This is a genomic window from Corynebacterium sp. HMSC071F07 (assembly GCF_001810285.1).
In the GTDB taxonomy this organism is placed as follows: domain Bacteria; phylum Actinomycetota; class Actinomycetes; order Mycobacteriales; family Mycobacteriaceae; genus Corynebacterium; species Corynebacterium simulans.
Window position 1 is genome coordinate 163,838 of sequence record NZ_KV800708.1, and the last position, 18,313, is coordinate 182,150.

At 61.6% G+C, this 18,313-nt stretch carries 16 protein-coding genes and 1 pseudogene; 5 read left to right on the top strand and 12 right to left on the bottom strand.

Features of this window, described 5'->3' with window-relative positions:
• From HMPREF2724_RS13155 to HMPREF2724_RS05895, 10 genes and pseudogenes are all read right to left on the bottom strand, one after another.
• A pseudogene (locus HMPREF2724_RS13155) lies at positions 1-222 on the bottom strand (FUSC family protein); the annotation flags it as partial.
• 13 nt (positions 223-235) lie between these two features.
• Complete coding sequence (locus tag HMPREF2724_RS05855; protein WP_083306099.1) at positions 236-1,648, bottom strand: ATP-binding cassette domain-containing protein; 1,413 nt, start codon at positions 1,646-1,648, stop codon at positions 236-238.
• On the bottom strand, positions 1,645-2,448 hold the full coding sequence (locus HMPREF2724_RS05860; protein ID WP_070455920.1) for an ABC transporter permease: 804 nt from the start codon (positions 2,446-2,448) through the stop codon (positions 1,645-1,647). The genes HMPREF2724_RS05855 and HMPREF2724_RS05860 overlap by 4 nt, the downstream gene beginning before the upstream one ends.
• Positions 2,445-3,374, bottom strand: a complete 930-nt coding sequence (locus HMPREF2724_RS05865) for an ABC transporter permease (RefSeq protein ID WP_210386681.1) — start codon at positions 3,372-3,374, stop codon at positions 2,445-2,447. The genes HMPREF2724_RS05860 and HMPREF2724_RS05865 overlap by 4 nt, the downstream gene beginning before the upstream one ends.
• The gene (locus HMPREF2724_RS05870) at positions 3,371-4,855 is read right to left on the bottom strand and encodes an ABC transporter substrate-binding protein (protein ID WP_070587574.1); all 1,485 of its coding nucleotides are present in this window, start codon (positions 4,853-4,855) and stop codon (positions 3,371-3,373) included. The genes HMPREF2724_RS05865 and HMPREF2724_RS05870 overlap by 4 nt, the downstream gene beginning before the upstream one ends.
• A 54-nt stretch (positions 4,856-4,909) precedes the next feature.
• Positions 4,910-5,662: a GntR family transcriptional regulator gene (locus HMPREF2724_RS05875; RefSeq protein ID WP_070587577.1), complete on the bottom strand. Its 753-nt coding sequence runs from the start codon at positions 5,660-5,662 to the stop codon at positions 4,910-4,912.
• A 155-nt stretch (positions 5,663-5,817) separates the two neighbouring features.
• Entirely contained in the window at positions 5,818-6,810 is a 993-nt protein-coding gene (locus HMPREF2724_RS05880; RefSeq protein ID WP_070587581.1) for an LLM class flavin-dependent oxidoreductase, read from the bottom strand.
• 70 nt (positions 6,811-6,880) lie between these two features.
• Complete coding sequence (brnQ, locus tag HMPREF2724_RS05885; RefSeq protein ID WP_070587586.1) at positions 6,881-8,230, bottom strand: branched-chain amino acid transport system II carrier protein; 1,350 nt, start codon at positions 8,228-8,230, stop codon at positions 6,881-6,883.
• 88 nt (positions 8,231-8,318) lie between these two features.
• Positions 8,319-9,434 (bottom strand): MalY/PatB family protein, encoded by a 1,116-nt coding sequence (locus tag HMPREF2724_RS05890; protein WP_070587590.1) that lies wholly within the window; start codon positions 9,432-9,434, stop codon positions 8,319-8,321.
• Between the two features lie 42 nt (positions 9,435-9,476).
• On the bottom strand, positions 9,477-11,348 hold the full coding sequence (locus tag HMPREF2724_RS05895; protein ID WP_070587593.1) for an ABC transporter ATP-binding protein: 1,872 nt from the start codon (positions 11,346-11,348) through the stop codon (positions 9,477-9,479).
• Between the two features lie 147 nt (positions 11,349-11,495).
• On the opposite strand from HMPREF2724_RS05895, the gene HMPREF2724_RS05900 reads away from it, so the two are divergent.
• Both HMPREF2724_RS05900 and idi read left to right on the top strand, forming a co-directional pair.
• On the top strand, positions 11,496-12,038 hold the full coding sequence (locus HMPREF2724_RS05900) for a hypothetical protein (RefSeq protein WP_070587598.1): 543 nt from the start codon (positions 11,496-11,498) through the stop codon (positions 12,036-12,038).
• Positions 12,035-12,577 (top strand): isopentenyl-diphosphate Delta-isomerase, encoded by a 543-nt coding sequence (gene idi / locus HMPREF2724_RS05905; protein ID WP_070587602.1) that lies wholly within the window; start codon positions 12,035-12,037, stop codon positions 12,575-12,577. Before HMPREF2724_RS05900 ends, idi begins: the two co-directional genes overlap by 4 nt.
• On the opposite strand, the gene HMPREF2724_RS05910 is transcribed toward idi, so the two are convergent.
• Positions 12,572-13,861, bottom strand: a complete 1,290-nt coding sequence (locus HMPREF2724_RS05910; protein ID WP_070587608.1) for a carboxylesterase family protein — start codon at positions 13,859-13,861, stop codon at positions 12,572-12,574. The genes idi and HMPREF2724_RS05910 overlap by 6 nt on opposite strands.
• 33 nt (positions 13,862-13,894) lie before the next feature.
• Here HMPREF2724_RS05910 and HMPREF2724_RS12650 point away from each other — a divergent pair, with 33 nt between their 5' ends.
• Together HMPREF2724_RS12650 and HMPREF2724_RS12845 are read left to right on the top strand one after the other, a co-directional pair.
• Complete coding sequence (locus HMPREF2724_RS12650; protein WP_070433034.1) at positions 13,895-14,092, top strand: hypothetical protein; 198 nt, start codon at positions 13,895-13,897, stop codon at positions 14,090-14,092.
• An 11-nt stretch (positions 14,093-14,103) separates the two neighbouring features.
• Positions 14,104-14,265: a hypothetical protein gene (locus tag HMPREF2724_RS12845; protein ID WP_168163265.1), complete on the top strand. Its 162-nt coding sequence runs from the start codon at positions 14,104-14,106 to the stop codon at positions 14,263-14,265.
• A 9-nt stretch (positions 14,266-14,274) separates the two neighbouring features.
• On the opposite strand, the gene malQ is transcribed toward HMPREF2724_RS12845, so the two are convergent.
• Positions 14,275-16,368, bottom strand: a complete 2,094-nt coding sequence (gene malQ / locus HMPREF2724_RS05920) for a 4-alpha-glucanotransferase (RefSeq protein ID WP_070587694.1) — start codon at positions 16,366-16,368, stop codon at positions 14,275-14,277.
• A gap of 97 nt (positions 16,369-16,465) precedes the next feature.
• Between malQ and HMPREF2724_RS05925 the strand changes: the two genes are divergently transcribed.
• Positions 16,466-18,301, top strand: coding sequence for an AMP-dependent synthetase/ligase (locus HMPREF2724_RS05925; RefSeq protein WP_070587611.1), 1,836 nt, complete (start codon positions 16,466-16,468; stop codon positions 18,299-18,301).
• Positions 18,302-18,313: the final 12 nt, after the last annotated feature.

The window sequence follows — 18,313 nt, forward strand, 5'->3', positions numbered from 1 at the left end:
GCGATAGGGGTGCCCCTCGCCGTAAATGACGGACATCGCGCCCGCGGTGACCAACAGCACGGCGTCGGGGTGGCCGGTGAGGATGGCGAGCGCGCCGGGAATGGCGATGGCGAGAGCAGCACGCATCGCGCCCGGCCAGCGAGTCACCGAAGAGTTGTAGGCGGTGAAAAGCTGTAGCGGGCGCGGGCGTTGCGGTAGGGGATGCTCAATCAATTCGCTCATATCGCGGCATACGTTACCCCTGCGCAGCCTCTAGAAGCGACTTGGTATACGGGTGCTGTGGGGCGGACCATACTCCGCGTTCGACCAGCTCACCATTGTGGATGACAGTCAGGCTGGAACACACTTGCTTGACCACACCCAGATCGTGCGAGATGAACACCAGCGTCAGGCCGTAGCTTTCAACGAGCTTTTCAAGCAGCTCGAGGACCTGGGCGCGCACGGAGACGTCGAGGGCGGAGACCGCTTCGTCGGCGAGGAGGATGTCCGGGTTGCCGATGACCGCGCGGGCAATCGAGATGCGCTGGCGCTGGCCGCCGGAGAACTCGTGGGGGAAGCGGTCCAAGGCATCCTCGTCGATGCCGACCTCCGCCAAGATTTTCGCAATCTCGGCACGCGTGACCTGTGTGGGCGAGCCCTCAGCCACGATCTTCCAGATCGGCATGCGCGGATTGAGGGAACCTTGCGGGTCCTGGAATACCATCTGCACGCGGCCTTCCACCTTCACGGACCCGGAGGTTGGCTGCTCAAGGCCGGTGATGAGCTTGAGCAACGTCGTCTTACCGGAGCCGGAACTGCCGACGACGCCGATGCGCTCGCCCTTGCGTACTTCGAGGGAGACGTCGGAAAGCGCAGTAGTGGAGCCGTAAGCCTTGGTGATGTGGTCGAGGGAAATGACAACCTCGCCAAGCTTCGGCTCAGCGGCAGCCGGCTTGGACTGGGAGGCCGCGATGAGGTGCTTGGTGTACGGGTGCTGGGGGGGGTCCAGCGCCGCGCCGGATTCGACGATCTGGCCGTCCTGCATAACCAACGTTTCAGGGCACATGCGGCGGATGACGCGTAGGTCATGGCTGATGAACAGCAGCGCGGTGTTGTGGCGCTGGGTCAGTTCCATGATGAGGTCCAGGATGCCGTCTTGCGTGGTGGCATCGAGGGCCGTGGTGGGCTCGTCGCAGATGAGCAGCTTGGGGTTGCGGGCCATGGCCATGGCAATCATTACGCGCTGGCGCTGGCCGCCAGACAGCTCGTGTGGGAAGCGCGAGGCAAGGGCCGGATCGAGGCCCACCTCGTTGAGCGCCTCAGCAGACGCGCCGGCGTAGCGCAGCTGCTTGCCCACGCTCATCAGCGGATCAAGCGCGCTCATCGGCTCCTGGAAGACCATCGCCATGTCGGCGCCGCGCAGCTTGCGCACCTGGCGGTCGCGCAGGCCCACGAGCTCGCGTCCGCCAAGCTCGATGGAACCCTCAGCGTGGAGGTTCTTTGGCAGTAAGCCCATGATGGACAGCGCGGTCAGGGACTTGCCGGAGCCGGACTCACCGATGATGCCCAGGCGTTGGCCGGGCTCAATGCTAAAGCTGAGCGGGCCAACGATGGTCTCCTTGCCGGTGCGGATACGCAGGTCTTGTACGGAAAGCATGGGGCGGTTCATCGCTGGCCTCCTTTCAGGCGGGGATCGAGGATGTCGCGCAGGGCGTCGCCAAGCAGGTTAAAGCCCAGCACCGTGGCGGCGATGGCAAGGCCCGGCCAGAAGGCCTGCATGGGATGGCTGGCCAGCAGGGACTGGGAATCTTGCAGCATGCGGCCCCACGACGCGGTGGGCGGGGTGGTGCCGAGGCCCAGGTAGGAAAGGCCGGCCTCGGCGAGGATCGCGAGTGCGAAGTAGACGGAGGACTGCACGATGATAAGCGGGGCGATGTTAGGCAGGATATGGCGCACCGCGATGGTGGGCGCTGGAACTTTGGACACGCGCGCCGAGGCGATGAAGTCCTGCGTGACCACCTGCAGGGTGCCAGAGCGCGCCACGCGGGCGAAGGAAGGGATTCCCGCGATGCCGATGGCGATCATGGCCGAAATCGTCGACGGACCCCATACCGCGCCGGCGATGATGGCCAGCAGCAAGGCAGGGAAAGCCAGCAGCAGATCGGAGCCACGCATGATGAGGGAGTCGAGGATGCTATTGCGGCGCATGCCCGCCACCACACCGAGCGGAACGCCGACGAGCGCGGCAATGCCGACGGCGATGACGCCCACGAAGAGCGTGATGCGTGCGCCGACCATCAGTCGCGAGGCGATGTCGCGACCAAAGCGATCGGCGCCGAGGAGATGCTCAGCGGAGCTGCCCGCCAGCAAATCGGGCGAGGCGATGTTCGGGGCATAAGGCGTCCAGAAAAGGGAGACCGCCGCGAGGAGGGCGGTGATACCGACGAGAACGAAACCCAACTTCTTCATCGCTTCTCCTTCAAACGCGGATCGATTACGCGGTAGGCCAAGTCGGTGGCCAAGTTGATGGCCAATGTGAAAAAGACCAACAGCATAACCAGGGTCTGCACGGTGGTGAGATCGCGGTTGGACACGGCGTCGAGAAGCATGCTGCCCAGGCCCGGAATGACGAAGACGGACTCGATGACCACCGCACCCACAATCAGCGTGGTCAGCTGCAAGCCCGTGACCGTGAGCACCGGCAGGGCCGCATTGCGCAGGCCGTGGCGGCGCAGCGCCTCCGCATGGGATAGACCCAGCGCGCGGGCAGTGCGGATGTAATCCTGGTCCATCACATCCACGATGGAGGAGCGCACGTAGCGGGTGAGCATCGCGCCCTGCACCAAGGCCAGGGAGATCACTGGCATGATGAGGCGGGCGATAAAGCCACCGAAGTCCTGGTCCGGCGGAATCCAGCCATTGGCCGGCAGCCAACCCAGCCGCACCGCGAAGAAGGCCACCATGATGATTCCCACGAGGAAGCTTGGGACGGCGATGCCGATCTGGGTCAGTGCCGAGACGAACGTGTTGCTCGTGCGCGCCAGCCACATGCCAATCGGCACGGCGCCGGCGAGGGCCAAGAGGATCGCCAGCCCCACCAAGATCAGTGAGACCTGCGCGCGGTCAACCACCAGCGGAGTGATGTCCTGTTGGGAGGCCAGGGAGGTGCCGAAGTTGCCGCTGAGCAGGCCGCCGACCCAATCGAAGTACTGCGTCAAAAGCGGGCGGTCGAGGCCCAAGGCGGTGGTCAGCTCGGCGACGGCGTCGTCGGTGGCGTTAACGCCCAGTGCAACGCGCGCCGGGTTGCCCGGGACTGCGCGCATGAGCAGGAAGATGGCGATGGAGGCGGCGAACAAGGTCACCACGAACTTGGCGAGAGCCTTGAGATAGGTCACGGTGCCTCCTTGAGATCTGCCAGCTCGATGGCGTCGGTTACCTGGTTCGGGTTCAGGCCCTCGATGCCATCGCGGTAGAGGACGATGTTGGGCATGTTCATCAGCGTCAGCGCACCGGCATCGGCCATGATTTGGTCCACGGCCTTTTCCATGCCCGCGGCGTATTTGCTCTCCGGGGCGGAATCCGCAGTGGAAAGGAGGTCGCGGGTCTTCTGCGAGTCATAGCCCAGGTAATAGTCCGGGTTGCCGAAGAGCGTCGGAATATCGCGCGGCTCCACGTGGGAGACCAGGGACATTTGGTAATCCTTCGCGCCCATGACTTGGCCCAACCAGACGGCGGGGAACTCGGCGGATTCGAGGGTGACGTCGAAGCCGACCTCAGTTAGCTGCGAATATAAAAGCTCAGAGACGCGCTGGGCATAGGGCAGGGTCGGCGCGGTAATCGTGATGTGCGCGCCCTCGGCGCCGGCTTCTTGCAAAAGCTCTTTCGCGCGCTGCGGGGAGTAAGGGTAATAGTCCTTCTCGTTGAACCATGGGTCGGTAGGAGGTACGGGCGCGCCGCCGGTGTCCTTGGCCAGGCCGTCCCACAGAATCTGATTCGCGGCCTTGCGGTCGACGGCATAGGCCACTGCGCGGCGCACGCGTGGGTCGTCGAAAGGTGCGGCGTTGTTGTTCATGGAAAGCAGCACCTCGCCGTTGGTGGTGCCCACGGCGGTGCGGATTCCTTCGCCCAAGTTATCGAGCAGCTCTGGGTTCTGCATCGCCCAAACCACGTCGACGCCGCCGGACTTTAGGGAATTGACCGAAGAGATTGCATCGGGGAAATACTGGATGGTCACCTGCTCTTTTGGCACTTTGCCCCAGTAATTCTGGTGCGGGCGCAGGGAGATGTATTCACCGGGCGCGAATCCGGCAAGCTCAAAGGGGCCCGTACCCACGGGCTGGGTGGCCAAGTCCATGGCGTTTGGCGTCATCATCGCACCGATTGCCGTGCCCATGGACCACAGCCAACTATTCGAGTGCTTCTTCAGCTTTACCTGCAGCGTGTATTTGTCCAGCGCCTTGGCGCTATCTACTACCTCCATCTGCTTGGAGATGCCGTTGGTCCACTTTTCCTTCACGTTGTTGATGGAATAAGCAGCGGTCTCGGCGGTGAATTCGTCGCCGTTGCTAAATTGCACACCATGGCGCAGGTGGAAGGTATAGGTGGTGTCTTTCGCATCCCAGCTTTCGGCGAGGCCTGGCACAATCTCGTCGCCCTCGATGCGTACGAGGGTTTCGTAGACGTTGCTCATGAGTGCGGCGGGGATGGCAGCTCCACCGACGTTGGTGAAATCGAGAGAGGTAGCAGCGCCGGTTGCGGCAATGGTCAGCGAATCACTGGCGGTGGGTTTGACCGCCGTGTGTCCGGCTGAGCACGCGCTTAGCGACGCCCCGAGAACCAGCGCGCTCGCTGCACGCGCTAGGTGTACTTTCTTCATGTAAGCAGGTTAAGCGTTTCGGCTCGGTTAAGCGAATGTCCCTCGGGTGGAGGGTTAGTCAGTAAGGATGACCTCAAGTGGGGAAGTAGTGCCGCGGACGTTGGTAATGCCGACCTTCATGCGATCCGCGCGCAGGAGATTGGTGGTGTACTCCACGGGGCGGCCAGCGTGATCGGAAAGCTCAATGTGGATGCGCCACAGCGGAGTGCCAGGCTCGCAGCTAAGGGCTGCTGCGTCCTCTTCGGAGGCGCAGGTAAGAGTCAGCTCGCGGTGCGCGTTATCGAATTCGACGCCTTGGGCCATCAGATGATTGTGGATGGAGCCGGAATCGGCATCGAAGTCCAAAATGTGCTTGCCCACGTGCAGCGGGAAATACATACGCTCGATGGCAACCGGCTCGCCGTCGATGCTGCGGATGCGGTGTACAAACACCACCTGTTCGTCCTCGCTGATGCGCAGGTAGCTTGCCGCCTCCTTGGGCGCAGGGCGGCGGGCGGTCCACAGGGTCTTTTGCCCAACGTTGTATCCGCGGCCGCTCAGCCAGTTGGTGATGGAGCAGATGGCGTCGAAGTTCTCCGCGGTGAAGCTGCCTAACACTACGGAGCGTCGTCCGCGGCCGGAGCTTACTAAGCCTTCGGAGCGCAGGCTAGCAATGGCCTGGCGCACTGGACCGCGGGAGGAGTTGAACTTCGCGCACAGTTCCGCCTCGCTGGGAAGAAAGTCACCCGCCTTGATGCTCTCGTCCTTAATGAGGCCGCGTAGATAGTCCGCGATCTTCTTGTGCTGCTGCACCCCGCGTGCTGGCATGCCTCCTCCTTACGTAGCGAAAATAGTGGAAGCCAAATAATGTAAATACTAATCAAGTTAAATCGAGCGTCTTAATTGCTCAAGCCTAGGGGCGTGTGCAGCCTTTGAAAAGCTCAGAATGTGCACAATTTTTGGGGGTGTTTAGCGGGGGTGTTTTAGTTGAGCTCCCATGCTTTTGCGAGCAGATTCATGTTCTGCAGGAGGTTGTCATGGCCGGTGGATTGTAGCGAGATCATCAGCTCGTCAGCTTGGGCTAGCTCCTGGAAGTCTGCGAGGTAGTCGCGCACGTGGTCGGTGGTGCCCACGGCGCTGTATTTCATCATGCCGAGAATCTGCGCGCCCTGGTGGGAGTTCTTGATCTGTTCGACTTGCTGATCCGTTAGATACTTGCCGCGGCCGGCGAAGGCCTTGACGCGGTTGAAGCACACTTTTTCATACTCGGCGTCGGCAGCCTCCTTGGTATCGGCGGCGGTGACGTTGACGCCTGCGATGACATAGGGCTCGCTGAGCGCCTCGGAGGGCTGGAAGTTATTGCGGTAATAGGCCGTGGCCTGGCGCAGGTGCGTGGGCGCGAAGTGGGAGGCGAAGGCATAGGGCAGGCCGTACTTGGCGGCCAGCGATGCTCCGAACATGGAAGAGCCCAAGATGTACAGCGGCACGTGGGTGTTTACGCCGGGGATGGCCTGCACGCCGGGGACCAAGGACTTGCCGGAGAAGTAGCCCTGCAGCTCCTTGACGTCCTCGGGGAAGCGCTCTGCTGCGTGGGCGTCGCGGCGCAGTGCGCGGCCCAGGGTGTGCATGTCTGTGCCAGGCGCGCGGCCCAAGCCGAGATCGATGCGGTTGGGGTAGAGCTCGGCCAGGGTGCCGAACTGCTCGGCCACGACGTAGGGGGCGTGGTTGGGTAGCATCACGCCGCCGGCGCCAAGACGGATGGTGTTGGTCTTGGCGCCGATGTGGGAAATGAGCACCGCGGGCGACGAGGAAGTGATCGTCGGCATGTTGTGGTGCTCGGTGTACCAGATGCGGGAGTAGCCGGCCTTCTCTGCAACTTGTGCAAGCTCGACGGAGCGGGCCATCGATTCTGCGGCGGTCTCGCCTTCGTAGATGGTGCAGAAGTCAAGCAGGGAAAGCTTTGCGCGGTTGGTCACTAATAGTCCTTAAGTTGCAGGTTGAAGTTGCAGGTTGGAAAGTGCTCTTATTTCCAACGCTACGCCCGGACTATTTATTTCGCTGTGCGAAGTCGATGCCCACGCCGATGAGGGCTGCAATCGCGGTCGGCGCGAACCAGCCCAGGCCCACGGCCTGGCCCGGTGAGACGTCCAGCAGCGGCTGGATGCCTGCGAGCCAGCCCTGGCCTGCCAGGACGGACAGTGCAGACCAGATGACCGAGGTCCACAGCGCGAGCAGGAACGCCCAGCGGAAGCGCACGGCATTCTTGACCATTGGCTGCAGCAGCGTCAGCGCAATCAGGGTGATGGCCGGCGGGGACAGGGAGGGGATGAATGGAACTGCGATGGCCAGGACGGTCTCCAAGCCCTGGAAAGCAAAGGCGATGGACAGCAGGGTAAAGAGCACGGCCCAGAAATGGTAGGTGGTCTTTGGAACCAGCTGCACGAAGAACTCAGAGGTGGCGACGATAAGGCCGACCGCGGTGGTCATGCACGCCAGGATGACGATGGCGGAGAAAACTGCCTGGCCGATGTCGCCCATGGTGGAATTCGCGGCGTCGGCAAGCAGGGTGGCGCCGGATTCATAGCTCTGGCCGTTCGGGATGGTCTGGCCGATCCAGCCCAGGCCGAGGTAGATGGCTGCCAGCAGGCCGCCGGCGATAACGGCGGCGGTGATGGTGCCGGAAACCACCGGCTTGCCTTCCTTGAAGCCCTTGGACTTCAGGGAGGTGACGATGACGATGGAAAAGGCCAGGCCAGCGATGGCGTCCATGGTGTTATAGCCTTCGAAGAGGCCAGTGACCATGGCGGAAGAAGTGTAGTCCTCCGAAGGGGTGGCCGGGACGCGTTCGGCGCCGAAAGAGGCCAGGGTGATCAGGACGAAGAGCAAGATAACCAGCGCTGGGGTCAGGAACTTGCCCAGGGTGTCGATGATGCTATTTGGCTTCCACGACAAGACGAGTGCCACGAGGAAGAAGATGATGTTGTAGGTGACGTTGGCTCCGAAGCCTTCCCAGCCGAACAGCGGGGTGATGGCGGTTTCCATGGAAACTGCGCCGGTGCGTGGCAGCGCGTAGAAAGCACCGATGGCCAGGTAAGCCATGGCGGAGAATACGATGCCGAAGAATTTGCCGCCGTGGTTTCCGATATCGCGCACGGACTGACCGGAGATGGACACAGCGACGACCGCCAGGACCGGCAGCAGCACGCCGGCCGCCAAAAAGCCCAGGATGGCCGGCCAGAAGTTGGTGCCGGAGGCTACGCCGACCATGGGTGGGAAGATAAGGTTGCCGGCGCCGAAGAACATCGAAAAGAGCATCAGCGAGGCCACCACGATGGTGGTGACGGAGCCGCCCTTTTTGCCGGTCGGAGTCGCAGGTGTTTGTGTTTGTGTTGTCATATCTTCCCTCTGGTTTCCCACTATTTGGGATAACTGTCTCATAATACGTTATACGGTGGAGGGAAGTCTGGCAAATTTCTAATTGCTATTAGAAAACCTTCTCCAAACGGTCGAGTGCTTCTTCCAAGATCTCGCGAGAAGTCGCGAAATTCAAACGGGCATGGTGGCTGCCGCCGGTGCCAAAGGTATCGCCCTCGTTGAGGGCCACCTTGGCGTGCTCGCGCAGCCACTTCGCGGGCTGGGGGTTATCACCAATCGCGGTGTCCCGGAAATCGAGCCAAAGCAGGTAGGTTGCCTGCGGAACGGTGGTTTTCAGCCCTGGTATGCGCTTTGGCAGCTCCTCGACGAGCCAATCGCGGGTCTGCCGCAGATACTCAATCTCCTGGTTTAGGAACTCATAGTCGCGGTAGGCGGCCTCGGCTGCCAGCACGCCTAAAGTTCCGGTGCCGTCCTTGGCCACGCCGCTCAAGCTATTCCAGGTGGCAACGTCGCCGGCGTTAGAGAAAATGATCTGCGCGCACTTTAGCCCCGCAATATTCCACGCCTTGGACGTAGCGGTCACGGTGATGGTGCGCCGTGCGCCGGCCTCGCCCAAGGAAGCGACCGGAATGTGCTTGCCCTCGTAGACCAGGGGAGCGTGGATCTCGTCAGCGAGGATGCGCGCGTCATATTTCTCCGCCAGCGCCACCAACTTAGTGAGATAGTCTTCCTCAAAGACGGTGCCCAGTGGGTTGAAGGGATTGGCCAGCAAGATGGAGCCGGCACCCTGCCGGAAGGCGCGCTCGATGTCTGCGAGATCGAGAGTGGTCTCAATCTTTTCGCGGCCGGCGGCTTCCGGCAGTTCCAAAAGCGGCGGGTAGGACGGAACCGGAACCACCACCGGGGAATCCGGCCGCGTGAAGTAGTTCAGCGCCAAGAAAAGGCCCCGGACTACATCGCCGATCCAGAAAATCTGCCGCGGGTTGGGGCGCCAGCCGTAGCGCGTTTCATAAAAGTCAGCCACGGCGTCATTAAGCCCGGCCGACTTCGGCGAGGGGGCGTAGCCAAAGGTCTCGGCATCCACGGCGCGCTGGATTGCATCTTTGACTGCAGGAGAAGTTTCAAAATCGGACTCTGCAATCCACAGCGGCAGTACGTCATCGCCGTACACCGTCCACTTCCGGGTGCCGCGGGCTTGTAACTTTTCTAGTGATGGAAACTGCATAAGCCCCACATTAGCGCGGGGCAAAAGCAGGCAACAGGATTATTATTCTTCCGTCTCAGCGGCGGTGTTTTCGACGAATCCGTAGCGCTTCAAACGCTCACGGTCTGCACGCGAGCTGGACTGGGTAAGGCGCAGTAGCTCGGCATAGATGCCGCCGGACTGGGACAACTGCGCCGGCGAACCAATCTCATCAATACGGCCTTTATCCAGGGTGATGATGGTATCCACGTCGGCGATGGTGGACAGGCGGTGGGCGATGATCAGCGTGGTGCGATTCTTCATCAGCTCATCCAGGCCTGCCTGCACGGCGCGCTCGGCCTTGGTATCCAGCGCAGAGGTGGCCTCGTCCAGGACCAAGATCGGCGCGTCCTTGAGCATCGCCCGCGCCACGGCAACGCGTTGTTTCTGTCCGCCCGAAAGCTTTAGGCCGCGCTCGCCAATGACGGTGTCGTAGCCCTGCGGGAAAGCCTCGATGAAGTCGTGGGCATTGGCGCGCTTGGCGACGTCGATTATCTCCTGCTCGCTCGCACCGGCCTTGCCGTAGGCGATGTTTTCGCGGATGGTGCCCGAGAACAGATAGGACTCCTGGAAGACCACGCCGACAGAGGCACGCAGGCGCGCGGCCTTGAGCTCGTCGACGTCGTGGCCCAGCACGCTAAGGCGGCCCGCGGTGGGGTGGTAGAGGCCGAGCAGCAGATTGACCAGCGTGGACTTGCCGCCGCCAGATTCGCCGACCAAAGCCACCTTGTGGCCTTCCTCGGCAGCAAAGGTGATGTTTTCGACCACGGGCTTGTCTTCTTCATAGGAAAAGGACACATCCTGGAAAGCAAAGACCGGCTTGCCAGGCGTCGGCTCCAAAGGCTGAACCGGATTGAGGTCAAGCACCGGGGCGTCGGAAGCCGTAGTGGCCTCGATGAGGCCCTTGTTCGCCGTCGGCTCGAAGTCTTCCTCCATGACCTTGAAATAGTCCTTGGAACCAGCGATGGCGCGCTGGGCCGTGTCCACAATCCAGCTCATCATGAACACCGGCTGCTTGGCCAGGTTGACCAGCTGCAAAATCATGACCATATCGCCGATGCTGAAATGGCCATGGAGGGTGCGCCAGAACACGATGGCGTAGATGCCCAGGAAGATGAGGGACATGGCCACGCCGCGCAGGGTATCCATAGAGTGCCACCAGCGCGACTGCGGCTTGGTGGTATCGACGATGCGGCGGTAGAGCTTGCCAAAGCTATCTAGCTCGCGCACCTCCGCCACGAAGGACTTGGTCACCTTAACCTGGCCGATGACCTCAGCAAAGCGGCCATTGGCCTGGTCCACATCGGAGTTCTTTTTCCCCTCGTATTTTTGCCAGCGCGTCGAGGTCATGGCGGTAAGCCACATGTACAGCGGAAACAGCAGCGCGAGCAGGATGGCCAACGGCCAGTAGTAAATGCCCATGATGACCAACACCGCGATGGCCTGAATCAGCATGGTGAAGAAGTTGTTGGAGAAGGACTGCACAAACTGCGTGATATTGGAGATTGAGCGATCCAGCCGGGCGATGATGGTGCCGGTGACCTGATTGTCGTAGTAGGCCTGCGGCACGGAAAGCAGCTTGGCAAAGTAGCGCGTGGACAGGATCTGACGCAGGCGCGCCACCATGACGTCGCCGATAAAGCCGCCGACGTTTTTAATCAGGTTGCCCAGGGCGTCGGCAGCAAACAATGCGATGACCAGCCACATGACGGTGCGCAGGGCGCTTTCGGCCGGGGTGTCGCCCTGCAAGGACTCAACGATGGCGTCGGTTGCCTCGCGGACCAAGAAGGGCGAGATGAGCGAGAGCACCGCGGTCACCGTGGCGGTGGCAAGCACTCCCAAATAAAAAGGCCACAGCGCAGAAGCACTGCGAGTAATGCGCAAGATGGAATTCATAAAGCGAGCTAGCGCCTCTCAATTCTGAGGTAGGGGTGAGAAGGATTCGAGAAGGGACAGTATGCCACCTGTACGGCAATAAGCACTGACTAGGTTAAGGTATTAAAGAAAAGTTTTGATCCGTCCCAAAAGCAAAAGGAATTCGCGGTGAATAGGTCTCTGAAGTTGATTGCTGCTGTGGCAGCAATCGGTACCCTTGCCTCCGGTTGTGCCATCCTGCAGCCAGAGGAAACCGGATTGGGCGAAGACATCGTGGTTTCCAGCTCTGAAGAGCCTCCGTACGAGCACAAAGACGTAGACAACAAGGAGATCTCCTCCGACTTGGGCGCCAAGGTCAAAGACGATGGCCTGAACGTCGAGTGGGATCTGCAGGGCGTATACAGCGACTCCGTGCAGGGATCTGTGGTGACCATCCGCGTGCACAACCTGAATGACACCGCACTGCCGCCTGATGCCATCGAAGAGCCCATCCTCGAGCGCGCTGACGGCAATGGCGGTTGGTCCAAGATTGAGCTTTTGCCTTATGACCCAGAGGCCAACGCCGACGTAGCCGCGCCGGGCCTGGACCTGCCTCTGGGCGCGGGTGCTTCGACGAACCTGCAGTACCGCTTCAACGTCACCCCGGGCAACCTCTGGAATGCCCGCTTTAGCATCGGCAACGTCACCTACGTGGGAGACCTCAACCTATGACAGAACTCGTAGTCCTCGCCGGCCCCGACGGACTACCTGCCGGAACTGCTGATAAAGCGGCCGTTCACACCACGGATACCCCGCTGCATTTCGCGTTTTCCGCGTGGGTTGTAGCAGGCGGCAAGGTGCTTGTGACCCGCCGCGCGCTGGCAAAGCAGACCTGGCCCGGCGTGTGGACCAATTCTTTTTGTGGCCATCCAGCGCCGGGGGAGGACAACGTCTCGGCGGTGCTGCGACGGGCGCACTTCGAGCTGGGCATCCACGCTGAGGCGGGCCAGGTGCGCGAGGGGCTTCCGGACTTTTCTTATCGGGCCGTTGATTCCTCCGGCATCGTCGAGCATGAGATCTGCCCAGTCTTCGTCGTGGAGCTCCCGGAGGATGTGCAGCTGCACCCGAATCCTGATGAGGTGGACTCCATCGCGTGGGCAGCACCCGCCGCGCTTATCGACGCCGCGGTTGCCACTCCGTTTGCTTTCAGCCCGTGGATGGTTGAGGAAATTGCAGAGGCCCCGCTGCGCGAGGCCATTTCTGCGCTATAGCAGCCCGCCGGCGCGGGTGTCCTCGCTGAAAGCGGCGGCCACGTAGTCGAGGCTGGCATAGGCCACGCGGTGCACTCCGCTGTCCATCTCGTATTCCCAGATGGCGTGGTCGGGGCGATACTCCGGAAAACCGGTCTCGCCGGTGCAGGTAAATTCTTGCAGCCAGCGGTTGAGCCTTTTCGTGGAGTCGTTGTTGTGCACGCCGAAGAGATAGCGCAGCTCGGCGCAGTGGAGTGCCGGGCCATCGGCGCGGGTGAATTCGATCATCCAGGTAGGGCCAGGGGCGTCGGCGCCTGCTTGTGCCACCCAGCGGCGAATATTGCCATCGCCAATCATGCGGCCCAACGGGCGGGATTCATCCAAATAGTTGGCCACTTGCATCCAAGTAACTACTGAGTTGCGTGGGAAGCCGAACTTGGGCGCGAGATAGCGTGCGATAAGCCTGCGGAACGGGCTGGCGTCGGCTTTCTGTGCAGAGGCTACGTCGTAGAACTCGTCGCGGGTAGAGCCGAGCACCAGCGGGATGTCGGCGAGCTCGCGGGCGTCGAAAGGCGCGGGGCCCAATGCCATGCCGTACTTGTACTTCTTTGCAAACTTGCGGTAGCCCGCCTCGAGCTTTTCTTGTGGCAGGCTTTCTAGCGAGCCACGGGTAATCGCGGGGCCCATGGCCTGGCGCAGCGTGGCCTTGCGTTCCTCGAAGGGCTGCAACGGGAAGGCCGGGGAAAGCGCGACAACGCGGCGGAAAGCGCCACGGTAGTGGTCGCGGCGCATCAGCCACAACGCGGTGGTGGCGCCGGCTGATTGGCCGATGAGCGTGACGTTAGTGGGGTCGCCGCCGAAGGACTCGATGTTGCGCTGAATCCATTCGAGCGCCAGCTGGCAATCATCGATGCCGCGGAAGCGGAAGGCCTCGTCGTCGCGGAAGCTCGCAAAGCCTGGCAGCCCCACTCGGTAGCCCACCTGCACCTGCACGATTCCGGCCTGCGCGTTGGCGGTGCCCTCGGCGCGTGGATCCTCGTGGGTGCCATGCTCGTAGCGCCCGCCGTGGATGTAGACCAACACTGGGGCATCCGTGGTCTCGGCAGGCGCAGTGATAGTCAGCGCAATCGCCTCCGGACGCGGAACACGTGCGTCCTGGTCGCGAGGTGTCTGAAGCGGCCGCGCATCGGCGAAGTCGCTGGGGATTTCCGAATAGTCCACGGAGTGGAAGTAATTGACCGTATCTGTGGTGTATCCGGTGATCGTGCCTGCCGGGCAAGTGGCGTGAACTGGCGTGTTAGTCATACGGGCTAGAGTACTCGGCTAAAATCCCGCTTTATGGAATGGTGGACAAATTTGACCGGTGCTCTATCGCAGGCGATGGTGCAGGCGCCGGTATGGCTGCAAATGCCGGTGCTCATCGCGGTGGCGGTGCCGCTGCTTGCGCTCGCAGCCTGGGCATTGATGTTCGCCATCGACTTTACGGCCCGCCACCTGAAGGGGCCGAAGAAGACTTCCACTTCCGCCACCCGCTAAGCTTGGAAACCATGTCAACGCCCGAAGATCCGCGCGAAGGCCTCTGGGATCCCGAACGCAATCAAACTCCTGCGCCCCGCAAGCGCGCCCTGCCAAAGTCACGCGTCAGCCTGGCGCTGTGGACGATGATCGCGCTCGTCGTTGTGGTGGCAATCATCGGCCTGTTTATTTAATCGTCTTATTTAATCGCCGCGGCGGGCGCTAGCGCGTGCCATTTTCTGGAAGAACTCGTTGCTTTCCAAGTCCTCAATGAGCACGGGCGTACCCGTGGAATCACACAACGGCACGCACCAGTTGGGGTAGAGATCCTTCGTGGTGCCGGGCTGATTCTGCGCGCGAACGTCGCCCACCATGTCCACCAGGCTCGTACTTGTTAGCGCCGAAGGCGTGCCGGCGATGTAGCGGTGCAAAGCCAAGACAACCTCTTCCTCTGGTTCGCGCCGCGGCAGCAGCCCGGTGCGCTCCACCTCATCCAGAAGCCGCGCCTGCCACTTGCGGTCATCTGCTACTTCCTCGGCCACGGAGCGGGTGAGCACGCCCAGCCGTGCACGCAGCGCGATATGCTCGCCGCGCAGATAAGCCAGGGTCGGCGGAAGATCATGCGTGCCCACGGAAGCAAGCGCCAAGCGGCGATAAGCGTGCTGCGGCAAAGGCGACTCGTTATCCTCGGCGCGCTCGAACCACACGATGGAAGTTCCCAGCACCCCGGTCTCTGCCAGCACATGCTGAATCCACGGCTCGAGAGTGCCCAAGTCCTCGCCCACGAGCACCGCTCCAGCCCGCTGGGCCTCCAGCGCGAGAATGCCGAGCATGGCCTCGTGGTCGTAATAGACATAGGTGCCGTTCTGCGGCGACGTCATGCGCGGAATCCAAAACAGGCGGAACAACCCTAAGATGTGGTCCACTCGCACGCCTCCCGAGTGGCGCAGGATGGTCTGCAACATCTCTCGCCACGGCCTATAGCCCGACTCCGCCAGGCGCACCGGGTGCCACGGTGGCTGGGACCAGTCCTGGCCCTGCTGGTTGTAATCATCAGGCGGGGCACCCACGGAACTCTGCGGCGCGAGGTATTCGGCGAGGTTCACCGCGTCCGCGCCACCCGGGTGCACGCCTACGGCTAGGTCGGTGACCAGCCCGATGCGCATGCCCGCCTCCTTGGCGCGACGCTGCGCGTCAGCCAACTGCTCATCGCACAAGAACTGCAGCCAGGCATAAAAACGCGCGAGTTCTCCGGCCTCTTCCTCCACCGCATGACGCTGGCCCGTGCGCAGCGAAAGCTCTTGCTCGGCACACCAGCGCGCGAAGTCCTGTAGGCCTTTGCCCTCTGCCTGCTGGAATTCCAAGAACTTATTTTGGCGCTCAGCAGAAAATTCCAGGTTATAAAGCTCTTTTAATACTTGGAGTTTGGCTTCATAGATGCAATCGCGCTCAATTTCAGCGGCACTGCGGTTGCGCTCGCGGAACTCGGCGGCGAGCTCGTGGACGTCGTCAAGCAGCTCCGGGGAAAGCTGCTGCAGCTCCGGAATGGACTCGATGTTGAGGTAGAGCGGATTGATAAAACGCCGCGTGGTGGGAAGATACGGCGAATCCTCTACAGGTGGCACCGGCTCGGCGGCATGCAGGGGATTAATCAGCAGAAAATCGGCGAAAGGCGCCACCGTTTGCGCCAGGCGCCCCAAATCCTGGAAGTCGCCGATGCCCCAGGAATTTTCCGAGCGCACCGAATACAGCTGCGCCATCACGCCTGCGGCAGGGCGCTCTAGGTACGGGTCAGCGGTGTTAAGACGTGCCGGGGTGATGATCAGTGGGCATGAATGCGCGCCTATGCCCGGCGAGGACATTTGGATTTCGTGAAAGCCCAGCGGCAGATCCCCCGGAATGTGGAAGGTGGCCTCGCCCCAGTGGGTACCGGCGACGTCGGCAGGCGGGACATTGTTTTCGTCCTGATAGACCTGGCGGAGCTGCCCATCTTCGAGCTCTACCTGGATATCCACCGGCTGGCCCGCATGCACGTGCACGAGGAATTGCTTCTCGACGCCCTCTTTGGCCACCACGCACGGCGGCAACGGGCGCGATGCCCGCTCTAAGTAGTCCTCGTAGAGCAGGTGCGTCAGGCGCTCCTCGCTCGCGCGGTCTTCCACCGCCACGCCCAATGCGCGCAGGGTATAGGCGATTGTTTCATCCGTTACATAAATGGGGTAGCCGGATTGGGAGGAGTACTTAGCGGCAACGCCATGGCGCTGGGCGAGTTCTTCAAGCAGTTCACGCGTAGTCACAGGCCACATTCTGCCACGGCTTTAGGTCACACGTCGGGGTATCGGTTGATAGAGTGGGCTGGAATTATATAGATGTGCGAAAGGATATCCAGTGACTATGCAAGAAGCGCACACTCCTGCAAAGTTTGAAATCGAAGACGGTGAAACCTGTCTAACCCGCATGATGGCCACGGCGAAGGCGCGCCCACACGGCGTGATGTTTACTCGCCCGGCCAGCTATGAGTGGGTCAACGTCACTGCCAAGCAGTTCGTCGAAGAGGTCTACGCAGTTGCAAAGGGCCTTATCGCCGCCGGCGTGGAGCAGGGCGATCGCGTGGTCTTGCTGTCGAACACCCGCTACGAGTGGTCGCTTCTGGATTTCGCAATCTGGGCTGCCGGTGCGGCTTCGGTGCCTATCTACCCATCCTCCTCGCTGTCCCAGGTGCAGTGGATCGTGGAGGACTCCGGCGCGGTGCTGGCGATTACTGAATCGCGCGAGCACTCCGAGCTGGTGGCGCACCTGAAGCTGCAGGATGACGGCAAGCCGGCGCTGAAGAATTCGCCTTCGCAGCTGCGCCGCATCCTGGAGATCAACTCCTCGGCCATCGACACATTGATGTTTGAGGGCCGCGAGCTTTCCGACGACGTCGTTGACGCCCGCATCGCTGCCACCAAGACCGACGATCTCGCGTCTTTGGTCTATACCTCCGGTACCACCGGCCGCCCGAAGGGCTGCATCCTGACCCACCGTAACTGGCTGGCGGAGACCTTGGGCCTGCTGACCAACCCGATTGGCGGCATCGCCGTGCCGGGCAACCACGTGTTGACCTTCCTGCCGCTGGCCCACGTGCTGGCACGTGCAGTATCCCTGGCCGTTGCCATGAGCGGTGCTTCGCAGAATCACTGGTCTGACTTCAGCACCATCACCATCGAGTTCCAGCGTTCCCGCCCGAACCTGATTCTGGGCGTGCCGCGCGTCTTCGAAAAGGTGCGCAACGGTGCGGCTTCCAAGGCCAAGGAAGGCGGCCCGATCAAGGCGGGTATCTTCCGCGAGGCTGAAAAGGGGGCCATCGAGTACTCGCGTGCGTTGGACACCGCGGAGGGGCCAGACCGCGTGCTGCGTGCAAAGCACAAGCTCTTTGACCGACTAGTGTACTCCACCATTCGTGAAGCGATGGGCGGCGAAGTGAAGTACTGTATCACCGGTGGTTCGGCGATGAGCCATGACCTGCTGCACTGGTTCCGCGGCATCGGTGTGACCGTCTACGAAGGCTACGGGCTTACCGAGGTTGCGGCAGCTGCAGCCGTGGACTTTGAGAATCAGAAGATCGGTACCGTTGGCCCGCCACTGGAGGGCACCACCATCCGTGTCAACGAAGACGGCGAAATCATGATCAAGGGCGACATCGTCTTCAAGGGCTACTGGAATAATCCAGAGGCCACCGCGGATGCTCTGGAAGATGGCTGGTACAACACCGGCGACTTGGGCGAAATTATGGATTCCGGCCACGTTGTCATTACCGGCCGTAAGAAGGACCTCATCGTTACCGCAGGCGGCAAGAACGTCTCCCCAGGGCCGATGGAGGACATGCTGCGTGCGCACCCGCTTATTTCCCAGGCGATGGTCGTGGGCGACGGCAAGCCATTCATCGGTGTGCTGCTGACCCTGGAGGAGGACCAGCTCAAGCGATGGAAGGCTGACCACAATATCCCGGCCAACCGTTCCATGCGCGAGGTGGCTACCGACGCCACGCTGCGTGCGGAAATCCAGGACGCTATCAACCAGGTCAACACCACTGTCTCCCATGCGGAGGCTATTAAGAAGTTCTACATTCTGGAATCTGACCTGACTGAGGAGGACAACGAGCTGACCCCAACGATGAAGGTCAAGCGCTATGTTGTGGCACAGCGCTACGCTAACGCGATTGACCACATCTACTCGAAGAAGCAGTAGGCATTTAGGGCC